This is a genomic window from Jatrophihabitans sp. (assembly GCF_036389215.1).
Lineage (GTDB): Bacteria > Actinomycetota > Actinomycetes > Mycobacteriales > Jatrophihabitantaceae > Jatrophihabitans_A.
The window spans coordinates 1-12,606 of sequence record NZ_DASVQG010000187.1; the positions used below are offsets into that span (position 1 = coordinate 1).

A 12,606-nucleotide genomic window follows, 5' to 3' on the forward strand; every position below is an offset into this window, starting at 1 on the left:
CTGCGGGCCGGCCTGATCGTCGGCCCGAACGACCGGGTCGGGCGGCTGCCGTGGTGGCTGGACCGGGTGGCCCGGGGCGGCCGGACCCTGGCTCCCGGCAGGCCGGAGGACGAGCTGCGGATGATCGACGCCCGCGACATCGCCGAGTTCGCGCTGCTGCGTCCGGCAGGCACCTTCGAAGTGACCGGGCCCGCCCACCAGATCAACCGGGGCCAGCTGCTTGCCGAGGCCCGGGAGGTCACCGGCTCGGACGCCGAGTTCGTCTGGGTGAGCGATGACTACCTCACGGCGGCCGGCGTAGAGGGCTGGACGGAGCTGCCGTTGTGGTCACCGGCCGCCGATGTTCCAGGGCTGTGGGCCCACGACACCACCGCGGCCGAGGCCGCCGGGCTGGCGTGCCGGCCGGTCCGGCAGACCCTGCTGGACACCTGGGACTGGATGCGCTCCATCGAGGGCGGCTGGCAGCGCTCGGAACGCACGCCGGGCCTGGCCCCGGAGCGGGAGCAGGAACTGCTGGCCGGCTGGACCGGCTGAGCCCGAACGGATCGTCCTCGGTCGGATGCCCTGGTTCACATGCCCGGCCCGGGCTCCGACCCAGCTTCGGCTCTGCTGTACGTGAGCTGTGCAACCCCGGGCCGGCTGGCTGAATGGCGGGAAGCCACACCCGCCGTCCGTAAGCTTTCCAGGTATGACGACGCATGACCTGGCGAACCAGATCCTGGCCAACCCCATCTCGCCGAAGCACCTGCTCGGCAGCTACGGCCTGGTGGGGCTGCTCATCATCCTGTTCGCCGAGTGCGGGCTGCTGATCGGGTTCTTCCTGCCCGGTGACACGCTGCTGTTCTCGGCCGGCCTGCTGCTCGCCATCAACGACCCGTCCATCGACCTGCCCAGCCTGCCGGTGATGCTGATCGCGCTGCCGATCGCGGCGGTGGCCGGCAACCTGGTCGGGTACTGGATCGGCTGGGAGGCCGGTCCGAAGGTGTTCGACCGCCCCCGGTCCCGGCTGTTCAAACCCGAGTACGTCACCCGATCGCAGGCGTTCTTCGACCGGTTCGGCCGCGCGACGGTGATTCTGGCCAGGTTCGTGCCGGTGGTGCGGACGGTGGCCACCGTGATGGCCGGCGTCGGCCGGATGCGGTTCTCGGTCTACGCGCTCTACTCGGTGATCGGCGGCGTGCTGTGGACCGACGGCATCCTGCTGCTGGGCCGGGCACTGGGCCATATCGACTTCGTCCGGGACACCGTCGCCCCCAAGATCGACCTGATCCTGGTCACGGTGGTGGTGCTGTCGCTGCTGCCGACCGCGGTGCACTGGTGGCGCAGCCGGCCCAGCAAGGTCAGCGGCTAGCCGACAACGGTCGGGTCACGATCGGTCCCCGGCGCAGCACCGGGGCTGCCCGGCGCGCACGGCGCGGCGATAGGCTGCAAATCGTGAGAAACAGATGAGCGCTCCGACCGCAGGCTCGGGCAGTCCCCTGGTCGTCCTCTCGGGCGTCAACAAGCACTTCGGGGCACTGCACGTGCTCAAGGACGTCGATCTCAGCATCGACCGTGGTGAGGTCGTGGTCGTGATCGGCCCGTCCGGCTCCGGCAAGTCCACGCTGTGCCGGACCATCAACCGGCTCGAGACGATCGATGCCGGCACCATCACCATCGACGGCAAGCCGGTGCCGGCCGAGGGCAAGGAACTGGCCCAGCTGCGGGCCAAGGTCGGCATGGTGTTCCAGTCCTTCAACCTGTTCGCCCACAAGACCGTGCTCGAGAACGTCATGCTCGGGCCGGTCAAGGTGAAGGGCGTCAAGCGGGCTGCCGCCGAGTCCCGCGGCCGCGAGCTGCTGGAGCGGGTCGGGATCGCCAGCCAGGCCGAGAAGTATCCCGCCCAGCTGTCCGGCGGCCAGCAGCAGCGGGTCGCCATCGCCCGGGCACTGGCGATGGATCCGATGGTGATGCTCTTCGACGAGCCCACCTCCGCCCTGGACCCCGAGATGATCAACGAGGTCCTCGACGTCATGACCGCGCTGGCCAAGAGCGGCATGACCATGGTGGTCGTCACCCACGAGATGGGCTTCGCCCGACGGGCCGCGCACCGCGTGGTGTTCATGGACGACGGCCGCATCATCGAACAGGCTGACCCCGAGACGTTCTTCACCGCCCCCGAATCGGCCCGTACCCAGGATTTCCTGTCCAAGATCCTTACCCACTGACCGCCCGCTGGGCCGGCCCCGCCGCGTCCCGAACAGAGAAGGACCCCCGTCATGCGTTCCCTGCGCCTGATCTCCCTCATTCCGGCCACCGCGCTGGTGCTGTCACTGGCCGCTTGCGGCGGCGACGACAACGACAAGAACGTGACGACCCCGGTCGCCAAGCCGAGTTTCGCGGCCGGCACCCGGATGGCTGACATCCTGGCGGCCGGAAAGCTCACCGTCGGCACCAAGTTCGACCAGCCGCTGTTCGGGCTCAAGGGGCTGTCGGGCAAGCCGGAGGGCTTCGACGTCGAGATCGCCAAGCTCATCGCCGCCAAGCTCGGCATCTCCGAGGACAAGATCACCTTCGTGGAATCGGTGTCGGCCAACCGCGAGCCCTTCCTGCAGCAGAAGAAGGTCGACATGGTGGTGGCCACCTACACCATCAACGACAAGCGGGACAAGATAGTCGACTTCGCCGGGCCGTACTTCGTGGCCGGCCAGGACATCCTGGTCGCCAAGGGCAACCCGAAGGGCATCACCGGACCCGAGACGCTCAAGGGCAAGAAGACCTGCTCGGTGAGCGGCTCGACCCCGGCCGCCACCGTGCAGGAGAAGTACGGCCTGTCCACCAGCGAGCTGCTGCTGGTGGACGCCTACTCCAAGTGCCGCGACGCCCTCGCCAACGGCCAGGTCGACGCCGTGACGACCGACAACGTGATCCTGTCCGGTTACGTCAGCGAGGCTCCGGACAAGTTCGAGCTGCTCGGCAAGCCGTTCTCGCAGGAGCCGTACGGAATCGGGATCCCCGAGGGCCAGGAGCCGTTCTGCGACTTCATCAACAAGGTGCTGAAGGACGCGGTCGCCGACGGCAGCTATGAGAAGGCGTTCAAGGCCACCGCCGGCAAGGTCATCCAGACCACGCCGACGCTGCCCGAACCGCACGGCTGCGACAAGTAGCCCAGGCCAGGAGAACGGTCGAGCGCCGGGATGAACGACGTTCTCGACAACCTCGACGTCTTCGTCAAGGGTTTTCGCACGACGGTGTCGTTGACGCTGCTCGCGGCGATCGGGGCGCTGCTGCTCGGCACCCTGATCGCCACGATGCGGGTCTCGCCGGTCCCGCCGCTGCGCTGGGCCGGCGCCGCCTACGTCCGGCTGGTGCGTAACACCCCGCTGACGGTGGTGTTCTTCCTGGTGGTCTTCGGGCTGCCGGAGGTCGACGTGAAGCTGCCGTTCTTCCGGTTCGCGGTGCTGGCGCTGAGCATCTACACCGCCTCGTTCGTCGCCGAGGCGGTGCGCTCGGGCATCAACTCGGTCCCGCCGGGCCAGGCCGAGGCATCGCGCTCGATCGGGATGACGTTCGGTCAGACGCTGCGGCTGGTCGTGCTGCCGCAGGCCTTCGCCAACATCGTGCCGCCGCTGGCCAGCGTCTTCATCGCGCTGCTGAAGAACACCTCGATCGCCTCGGCGTTCTTCGTCTTCGAGGGGGTGCAGTCGATGAACCAGCTGATCAACGCCCATGGCAACGCGGTGCTCTCGATCATCGCCGCCGCCGCGCTGGGTTACCTGGTGCTGGCGCTGGTGAGCGCCTTCCTGTTCAGCCTGCTCGAGCGCGCCGTGTCGGCCGGCCGATGACCGCCCCGGTCCTCTACGACGTCCAGGGCCCGCGGGGCCGCCGGCGGGTGCTGATCAGCAGCATCGTCGGCGCCCTGGTGCTGCTCCTCGTGCTGGGGCTGGCCGCCCGGCGGCTCGCGGCCAACGGGCAGTTCGACTACGACAAGTACAAGCCGTTCTTCACCGAACCGCAGCTGTACCGGCGCCTGCAGGACGGCCTGGAGAACACCCTGCACGCCGCGGTGTACGCCATGGTGCTGGCGGCGGTGCTGGGGGTGCTGCTGGCGTTCGGGCGGCTGTCGCGGCGGCGGTTCATCCGGCTGCCGGTGATCGCCGTCATCGAGTTCTTCCGCGGCGTCCCGCTGCTACTGCTGATCTTCGCGCTGTTCCTGGCATGGCCGCGCGTGGTGCACACCGACCTGCCGGCGCTCTGGGCGCTGGTGCTGGCCCTCACCCTGTACAACGGCGCCGTCATCGCCGAGATCGTCCGGGCGGGTGTCCAGTCGATCCCGAAGGGGCAGACCGAGGCGGCCTACGCGATCGGGCTGAGCCGGGGCCAGACGCTGCGGATGGTGCTGCTGCCGCAGGCGGTGCGGGTGATGCTGCCGGCCCTGATCAGCCAGCTGGTGGTGCTGCTCAAGGACACCTCGCTCGGCTTCGTGATCGGCTACGCGGAGTTGCTGCGCACCGGTGGCCAGCTGGTCCAGGTGCTGCGCAACCCGTTGCAGCTCTACCTCGCCGTCGCGCTGATCTACATCGTCATCAATTCCTTGCTGTCCGCGCTGGCCGGCTACGTCGAGGGACGGCAGCGCCGTACCAGCGCCCGGGCCCCGGTCGCCCCCACCCAGGTCGAGACCGGGATGGGCGTGCTGTAGCGGCGACGTACAGTCGATGGGGTGACTCTTCCCGTACTGTCCAGCGTCCGCGAGCGGCTGGGCGCGGCGTTGTTCGAGCAGGTGGCCGGCAGCAAGGGCCCCGACCGGCGCGAGCGGATCGCGCTGTCCGAGGGGCCTCGCTGGTTTGACGAGAGCCGGCCGATCTGGCAGGTGCACAACGATGCGGCGATGTTCGTCGGCGGGCTGCGCGCGCTGCTGTTGCAGTCGCTGCACCCGTTGGCGATGGCCGGGGTGGCGGGGCACTCGGGCTACCGCGGTGACCCGTGGGGACGGCTGCACCGCACCAGCCACTTCCTGGCGGTGACCACCTTCGGAACCGAGGCCGACGCCCAGGCGATGATCGCGCGGATCCGGGCCATCCACGAGCGGGTCCGCGGCATCGCGCCGGACGGCCGGCCCTACGCCGCCTCCGATCCGCACCTGCTGCGCTGGGTGCACCTGGCCGAGGTGGACAGCTTCCTCTACGCCTACCAGCGTTATGGCGCCGGCTCCCTGGACCAGGCCGGCCGGGACGGCTATGTCGCCGACGCGGCCCGGGTGGCCGCCGCGTTGGGAGTGCTGGACCCGCCCACCACCGAAGCCCAGGTCCGGGCCGGGTTGCACGGCTACCGGCCCGAGCTCAAGGGCACCCGGGAGGCGCGGGAGGCGGCCCGGTTCATGCTGCTCAAGCCGCCGTTGCCGCTGCCGGTCCGGGCTCCGTACGGGATCCTGGCCGCCGCCGCGGTGGCCAGCCTGCCGGTCTGGGCCCGCTGGCCGCTGCGGCTGCCCTACCTGCCGCTGGCCGAGGCGACGGTGGTGCGGCTGGCCGGCGAGGGCCTGATCCGGGGCATCCGGTGGGTGCTGACGCCGGTCACCGACAGCCCTACCGCTGCCTGAGCTTCGGCGCCGCGATGCGCGGTTACTTGCGCGGCAGCTTGCCGGCCTGCTCGCAGGCCTTGCGTACCACCGGGTCATCCGGTTGCACGTGCACCCCGAAGAAGGTCGCGTCACACCGCTTGCCGGTATCGGCCACGGCGCTGGCCACCCGGTCTCGTTGCTGGTAGACCACCACCGCCAGCACCACCGCCAGCACCAGCACGATCACCCTGGTGACCATCTTGGTGACCAGCCGGGCCAGCAGCAGGCCCAGCAGGACGATCACCACGATGGCGCCCAGCCCCACGTTCTGCACCTGGCTACTGTCGAGTGCGTCGACCACCGTTGCCCGCGCTGGTGAGCTCATGCCGTCACCAGCTCTTCGCGCAAGCGCTCATCGCGACTCGCTCCGGTCCTCGCTCGCTGCGATCCTCACTCATGGGCGCTCACGGTAGCGGAGCCGGTAGATAAACTCGCGTCAGAGACACCCGCCGCGCCCGGACGGGTGCGGCGTATCCACGCCCGACCAGCCAGCACGCAGGAGGCCATCCCAGGTGAGCACGCCAGAACGAGCGCTGGGGAATCCCCCGAAACTTCAGGACGGTGTCCTGCGGATCGTCGCGCTCGGCGGCATCAGCGAGGTCGGCCGGAACATGACGATGTTCGAGAGCCGGTCGCCGGCCGTGCCCGCAACGAACCGGGCCGGTCAGGCAGGCTCCGGCGGCGGCCGTCCGGGCGGGTCCCGGCTGCTGGTGGTGGACTGCGGGATGCTGCTGGGCAAGACCAACGCTCCGGGGGTGGATCTGGGCCTGCCGGACTGGTCCGCCTACGCCGACCGGCTCGCCGACATCGACGCCATCGTGCTCACCCACGGCCACGAGGACCACATCGGCGCGCTGCCCTACCTGCTGCGTTCGCGTCCCGACATCCCGCTGATCGGCTCCCGGCTGACGCTGGCCCTGATCTCGGCCAAGCTGGAGCAGCACCGGCTCCGGCCGGACCTGCGGGTCGTCCGGGAGGGCGACCGGCTGACGGTCGGGCAGTGGGACCTGCAGTTCTATGCGGTCAACCACTCGATCCCGGACGCCCTGGCGGTGGCACTGCGCACCTCCGGCGGCACGGTGCTGCACACCGGTGACTTCAAGATGGACCAGACCCCGCTGGACGGCCGGATCACCGATCTGCCCGGCTTCTCGCGCCTCGGTGACGAGGGGGTGGACCTGCTGCTGTCCGATTCCACCAACGCCGAGGTGCCCGGTTTCATCCCGAGCGAGCGTGAGGTCGGCAAGGTCGTCGCCGACGTCATCACCAGGGCCACCGGACGGATCATCGTGGCCTGCTTCGCCAGCCACGTGCACCGGGTGCAGCAGGTGCTCGACGCCGCGGTGGAGTCCGGCCGGCATGCCACGCTGGTCGGGCGCTCGATGGTCCGCAACATGCAGATCGCCCGTGACCTGGGACTGCTCACCGTGCCCGAGGGCGTCCTGGTCGACCTCAAGGACGCCGAGCAGTTGCCGTCCAACCGGGTGATGTTGATCTGCACCGGCTCCCAGGGTGAGCCGCTGTCGGCCCTGAGCCGGATGGCCAACCGCGACCACCCGGTGATCCGGATCGTCAGCGACGACACCATCCTGCTGGCGTCCTCGCTGATTCCCGGCAACGAGAACTCGGTCTTCACCGTCATCAACGGGCTGTCCCGGCTCGGCGCGACGGTGGTGCACAAGTCGACGGCACTGGTGCACGTCTCGGGCCACGCGCCGGCCGGGGAGTTGCGCTACCTGCTCAACGCGGTGCGGCCGAAGAACCTGATGCCGGTGCACGGCGAGTGGCGGCACCTGCGGGCGCACGCCGCGATCGCCGAGTCGACCGGCATGCGCAAGGAGCACATCCTGCTGGCCGAGAACGGCGTGGTGGTGGACCTGCGTGGCAACGACGCCGAGATCGTCGGCCAGATCGAGATCGGCAACGTCTACGTCGACGGCCTGCAGGTCGGCGACATCGGCGATGCCGTCATCCGGCAACGACAGATCCTCGGTGACGAGGGCTTCGTCTCGATCCTGGTCGCGGTGGACCTGCGAGCCGGAAAGGTCGTCTACGGCCCCGAGGTCACCGCCAAGGGCTTCACCGACGACCCGGAGGCGCTGGACCCGATCCGGCTGGAGTTGATCAAGACCGTCGAGAAGGCGGTGGCCGACGGGGTTCGCGACGCCGACGCCCTGGAGCACATCCTGCGCCGGACCGTCGGCCGGTGGGTCGACAAGACCTTCCGCCGTCGCCCGATGCTGATGCCGATGGTCATCGAGGTATGAGGCGGATGGGCCGTTCCCGGCCACCGGTCCGGCCGGGGAGGATCTCGCCGATGCGCGGCACGCCGGCCACCGTCGTCCCGCCGGAGTACGTCGACAACGCCGGCCGGGCCACCGGTGCGCCGTGGGATCGTGACGACCCGCCGGTGAAGGACGCCGAGACGGTGGAGCGGATGCGGGTCGCCGGCCGGATCGCCGCTCTGGCCCGGGACGAGGTGGGCCGGCACGTCGTGCCGGGTGTCACGACCGACGAGCTGGACCGGATCGGGCATGAGTTCCTGCTCGACCACGGGGCGTTCCCGTCCACCCTGGGGTACAAGGGTTTTCCCAAGTCGCTGTGCTCCTCGGTGAACGAGGTGGTCTGCCACGGCATCCCGGACGACGTGGCGCTGGTCGAGGGGGACGTGGTGAAGATCGACGTCACCGCCTACGTCGACGGCGTGCACGGCGACACCTGCGGGACCTTCTTCGCCGGCGAGCCCGCCGAGGACGTGAAGCTGCTGTCCGAGCGGACCCACGAAGCGATGATGCGCGGCATCAGGGCGGCGCGGCCGGGCCGCCCGGTCAGCGTGATCGGCCGGGTGATCGAGGCCTACGCCAAGCGGTTCGACTACGGCGTGATCCGTGACTTCACCGGGCACGGCGTCGGGTACTCCTTCCACACCAAGCCCACCATCTGGCCCTATGACGAACCGCGAGGGACCACGCTCATCCAGGCCGGCATGACCTTCACCGTCGAGCCGATGCTCACCCTCGGCGGGTTCGCCTGGGAGATGTGGGACGACGGCTGGACGGTCGTCACCCGGGACAAGTCCTGGGTGGCGCAGTGGGAGCACACCCTGCACATCACCGAGGACGGCGCCGAGATCCTGACGCTGGCCGGCTGAGCCCGATCAGCGGCCGGCTGCGTAGCCCTGCGCGCCACGCGGATTGGCGGCGGCCCTGAGCACGTCGCCCTCGCGGGCCACCGCGCTGAGCCGGCCCAGCGTCCACGGGCCGGAGAGCGTTAGCCGGTGGCCCCGGTCGCTCAGCTCGGTGAGCACCTCGGCCGGTAGCCGGTCCTCGACCGCCAGCTCGCCAGGATGGGCGTCCCGGGGGTAGAACGAGGACGGGAAGTGGTTGGTGTGGAACATCGGGGCGTCGATCACGGCCTGCAGGTTCGCCCCGTCGCCGGCCCGGACCAGAGCGGTGAAGAACGCCAGCTGCCACTGGTCCTGCTGGTCACCGCCGGGCGTGCCGAACGCCAGCCACGGCTCGCCGTCGCGCAGCGCCAGCGACGGCGACAGGGTGGTCCTGGGACGCACCCCCGGGCGCAGCGAGTTCGGCAGGTCCGGCTCCAGGTAGAACATCTGGGCCCGGGTGCCGAGCGGGAAGCCCAGCGCCGCGATCACCGGCGAGCTCTGCAGCCAGCCGCCGCTGGGGGTGGCCGAGACCAGGTTGCCCCACCGGTCGGCCACGTCCAGGTGGCAGGTGTCACCCCGGTTCTCGCCGAGCCGTCCAACAGCCGGCTCGCTGCTGCCCATCGTCGGCTCGCCCATTCCCGGGGACGGGCTGCCGGCTACCGGCAGGGTGGCCAGCCGCGGTGACCTGCCGTCCGGTGAGCCCGGCCGCAGGTCCAGGTCGGCCTGCTCGCCGACCAGGGCCGCCCGCTCGGCCGCGTACGGGTCCGAAAGCAGGGTGGCCAGCGGGATGTCACTGGCCAGTGGGTCGCCGTACCAGGCCTCGCGGTCTGCGTAGGCCAGCTTGGCGACCTCGGTGACGAGGTGGATCCAGCGTCCGGACAGCGGCGTTTCACCTTGCAACCCGAGGACATCCAGCATCCGCAGCTGCTGTCCGACCACCGGCCCCTGACCCCACGGGCCGGTCTTGAGCAGCTGGTAGCGCTCGGCGTACGGCGTGGTCACCGGCTGCTCGATCGGCACCTGCCAGCGGGCCAGGTCCTCGGCGGTGAGCAGGCCGGCGTGGTCGCGGCCGGAGGTGTCGCGCCAGGCGGTCCGGTGCCCTGCCTCGACCTCCTCGGCGACGAAACCGCGGTACCAGGCGTCCCGTGCGGCCGCGATCCGCTGCTCGCGGGTGCCTCCGGTGGCGTGCTGGAGGATCCGTCGGTAGGTGGCGGCGATGGCCGGGCTGCGCCACCAGCTGCCCGGCGCCGGCGGGGCGGTGCCGTCCAGCCAGGCGGCGGCCGAGGGGCGCCAGTGCTCGGTGAACAGCTCGCTGACCGCACCGATGGTCCGGCTGATCGCGGGCAGCACCGGAAAGCCGACCTCGGCGTAGTGCAGCGCGAAGGCCAGCACGTCGGCCAGCTCCCAGGTGCCCCAGCGCTCCAGCATCGTCGTCCAGGCGCCGAACGCCCCCGGAACGGTCGCGGCCAGCGGGCCGCTGCCCGGCACCAGGGTGAGCCCCAGGTCACTGAAGTGCTGGAGCGAGGCCGCCGCGGGCGACGGTCCCTGCCCACAGACCACGTGCGCGCACCCGTCGGCGGCGCTCCACAGGACGACGGGCAGGTCCCCACCGGGACCGTTGAGGTGCGGTTCGACGATCTGCAGCACGAAGCCGCCGGCGACCGCGGCGTCGAAGGCGTTGCCGCCCCGTTCCAGCACGCTCATGCCGGCGGCCGAGGCGAGCCAGTGGGTGCTGGCGATCATGCCGAAACTGCCCTGCAGCTCGGGCCGGGTGGTCATCACCGGTCCAGTCCTACCACGCGCCGATCGGCGGGTGCGGAGCCCACCCGCCCTGCGGGCTGCCGCCGCGCACGTAGCTCCGGCCCGCCGTCATCGCCTGCCGATAGCCTGTGCCGATGACCGACGCGGACGTGATTGTCATCGGAGCCGGACTGGCCGGACTGGTCGCCACGGCGGAGCTGGCCGACGCCGGCCGCCGGGTGATCCTGCTCGACCAGGAGCCCGAGCAGTCCCTCGGCGGCCAGGCGTTCTGGTCCTTCGGCGGGCTGTTCCTGGTTAACTCCGCGGAACAGCGCCGGCTGCGGATCCGTGATTCCCGCGAGCTGGCCATGCAGGACTGGCTGGGCACCGCTGGCTTCGACCGGCCTGAAGACCACTGGCCACGCCGCTGGGCCGAGGCATACGTCGACTTCGCGGCCGGTGAGAAGCGGTCCTGGCTGCACGCCCAGGGCATCCGGTTCTTTCCGGTGGTCGGCTGGGCCGAGCGCGGCGGGTACCTGGCGACCGGGCACGGCAACTCGGTGCCGCGGTTCCACGTCACCTGGGGCACCGGGCCAGGGCTGCTGGAGCCCTTCATCCGGCGGGTCCGCCAGGCTGAGGCCGACGGCCTGGTGACCTGCAAGTTCCGGCACCGGGTGGACGGGCTGACCGGCACCGGCGGGACGGTCGACGGCGTGCGGGGTGCGGTGCTGGAGCCCAGCGGTGTCGAGCGGGGCCGGCCGAGCTCGCGAGCCGAAGTGGGCGACTTCGAGCTGCGGGCCCAGTCGGTGATCGTGACCTCCGGTGGCATCGGCGGCGATCACGACCTGGTGCGCCGCAACTGGCCGGCCCGGCTGGGATCAGCGCCGGCCCGGATGGTGGCCGGCGTGCCCGCGCACGTGGACGGCCGGTTGCTCGGCATCACCCAGGCAGCCGGCGGCAACGTCATCAACCCGGACCGGATGTGGCACTACACCGAGGGACTGCAGAACTGGAACCCGATCTGGCCGGACCACGGGATCCGGATCCTGCCGGGGCCGTCCTCGCTCTGGCTCGATGCCCGCGGCAGGCGGCTGCCGGTCCCGCTGTTCCCCGGCTTCGACACCCTCGGCACGCTGGCCCACCTGATGCGCACCGGCCATGACTACAGCTGGTTCGTGCTCAACCAGCGGATCATCTCCAAGGAGTTCAGCCTGTCGGGATCGGAGCAGAACCCGGACCTGACCGGCAAGTCGGTACGCCAGGTGCTGAGCCGGGGACGGGGCGGCGCGCCGGCACCGGTGGCGGCATTCCAGGAACGCGGCGCGGATTTCGTCACCGCCGTGACGCTGCGCGAGCTGGTCACCGGCATGAACACCCTGACCGGCGACGACCTGCTCGACCTCGCCGATGTCCAGCGCGAGATCGAAGCCCGCGACCGCGAGATCGACAACCGGTTCAGCAAGGACCTGCAGGTGATCGCCATCCGTGCGGCGCGCGGCTATGTCGGCGACCGGCTGATCAGGGTCGCCCCACCACACCGGTTGCTCGATCCGGCCGCGGGACCGTTGATCGCCGTCCGGCTGAACGTGCTCACCCGCAAGACCCTCGGCGGCCTGGAAACCGATCTGGACGGCCGGGTGCTCCGGCCGGGCGGTCAGCCGATGGCCGGCGTCTACGCGGCCGGGGAGGCCAGCGGCTTCGGCGGGGGCGGCATGCACGGCTACCGGTCGCTGGAAGGCACCTTTCTCGGTGGGTGCCTCTTCTCCGGCCGGGTCGCCGGCCGGGCCGCCGCGGCAGCGGTGGCGTGACCTGGCTGGATCTCATGGCGATCAGCCTCCATCGGCCGCCAACCGGTTCAGGATCCGGGTCAGCTCGGCAAGGTCACCGGCATCGAGCGCCGCCAGCGCCGGTGGCGGCTCGCTCAGGATCTCCTCGGCAACAGCGGCCGCCCGGGCGCCGGCTTCGGTGAGGGTCACGATCTTGACCCGCCGGTCGTCCGGCGATGTGCTGCGCCGCACCAGTCCGCGCCGCTCCAGGTCGTCGACCACGACAGTCGTGTACGGCGGATCGGTGCCCAGCCGGCCGGCCAGCTCGCGCATGGTCA

At 70.7% G+C, this 12,606-nt stretch carries 12 protein-coding genes and 1 pseudogene; 10 read left to right on the forward strand and 3 right to left on the reverse strand.

Features of this window, described 5'->3' with window-relative positions; genetic code table 11:
• The 7 genes and pseudogenes from VF542_RS09845 to VF542_RS09875 form a co-directional block, all read left to right on the forward strand.
• Window positions 1-534 (forward strand): annotated as a pseudogene (locus VF542_RS09845) (NAD-dependent epimerase); the annotation flags it as partial.
• Between the two features lie 154 nt (window positions 535-688).
• A complete protein-coding gene (locus tag VF542_RS09850; protein WP_408651528.1) occupies window positions 689-1,351 on the forward strand; it encodes a DedA family protein in 663 nt (220 codons plus the stop codon).
• 94 nt (window positions 1,352-1,445) lie between these two features.
• The gene (locus tag VF542_RS09855) at window positions 1,446-2,207 is read left to right on the forward strand and encodes an amino acid ABC transporter ATP-binding protein (protein ID WP_408651529.1); all 762 of its coding nucleotides are present in this window, start codon (window positions 1,446-1,448) and stop codon (window positions 2,205-2,207) included.
• Window positions 2,208-2,258: 51 nt separating this feature from the next.
• The gene (locus tag VF542_RS09860; RefSeq protein ID WP_408651530.1) at window positions 2,259-3,146 is read left to right on the forward strand and encodes a glutamate ABC transporter substrate-binding protein; all 888 of its coding nucleotides are present in this window, start codon (window positions 2,259-2,261) and stop codon (window positions 3,144-3,146) included.
• Window positions 3,147-3,176: 30 nt separating this feature from the next.
• On the forward strand, window positions 3,177-3,824 hold the full coding sequence (locus VF542_RS09865) for an amino acid ABC transporter permease (RefSeq protein ID WP_408651531.1): 648 nt from the start codon (window positions 3,177-3,179) through the stop codon (window positions 3,822-3,824).
• Window positions 3,821-4,678: an amino acid ABC transporter permease gene (locus VF542_RS09870; protein WP_408651532.1), complete on the forward strand. Its 858-nt coding sequence runs from the start codon at window positions 3,821-3,823 to the stop codon at window positions 4,676-4,678. The genes VF542_RS09865 and VF542_RS09870 overlap by 4 nt, the downstream gene beginning before the upstream one ends.
• A gap of 21 nt (window positions 4,679-4,699) precedes the next feature.
• Window positions 4,700-5,575: an oxygenase MpaB family protein gene (locus tag VF542_RS09875; RefSeq protein ID WP_408651533.1), complete on the forward strand. Its 876-nt coding sequence runs from the start codon at window positions 4,700-4,702 to the stop codon at window positions 5,573-5,575.
• 22 nt (window positions 5,576-5,597) lie between these two features.
• Here VF542_RS09875 and VF542_RS09880 read toward each other — a convergent pair whose 3' ends face one another.
• Entirely contained in the window at window positions 5,598-5,921 is a 324-nt protein-coding gene (locus VF542_RS09880) for a hypothetical protein (RefSeq protein WP_408651534.1), read from the reverse strand.
• 187 nt (window positions 5,922-6,108) lie between these two features.
• Between VF542_RS09880 and VF542_RS09885 the strand changes: the two genes are divergently transcribed.
• Together VF542_RS09885 and map are read left to right on the forward strand one after the other, a co-directional pair.
• Entirely contained in the window at window positions 6,109-7,863 is a 1,755-nt protein-coding gene (locus VF542_RS09885) for a ribonuclease J (protein ID WP_408651535.1), read from the forward strand.
• A 5-nt stretch (window positions 7,864-7,868) separates the two neighbouring features.
• Complete coding sequence (map, locus tag VF542_RS09890; RefSeq protein WP_408651536.1) at window positions 7,869-8,747, forward strand: type I methionyl aminopeptidase; 879 nt, start codon at window positions 7,869-7,871, stop codon at window positions 8,745-8,747.
• Between the two features lie 6 nt (window positions 8,748-8,753).
• Here the strand turns inward: map and VF542_RS09895 are convergent, their stop codons facing one another.
• Window positions 8,754-10,544 carry a gamma-glutamyltransferase family protein gene (locus VF542_RS09895; RefSeq protein ID WP_408651537.1) on the reverse strand — a complete coding sequence of 597 codons (1,791 nt, stop codon included), beginning with the start codon at window positions 10,542-10,544 and terminating at the stop codon, window positions 8,754-8,756.
• A 113-nt stretch (window positions 10,545-10,657) separates the two neighbouring features.
• Between VF542_RS09895 and VF542_RS09900 the strand changes: the two genes are divergently transcribed.
• The gene (locus VF542_RS09900; RefSeq protein ID WP_408651538.1) at window positions 10,658-12,310 is read left to right on the forward strand and encodes an FAD-binding dehydrogenase; all 1,653 of its coding nucleotides are present in this window, start codon (window positions 10,658-10,660) and stop codon (window positions 12,308-12,310) included.
• Window positions 12,311-12,331: 21 nt separating this feature from the next.
• On the opposite strand, the gene VF542_RS09905 is transcribed toward VF542_RS09900, so the two are convergent.
• Window positions 12,332-12,606, reverse strand: a 275-nt coding sequence (locus VF542_RS09905; RefSeq protein ID WP_408651539.1) for a MarR family winged helix-turn-helix transcriptional regulator, incomplete at its 5' end; no start/stop codon positions are given.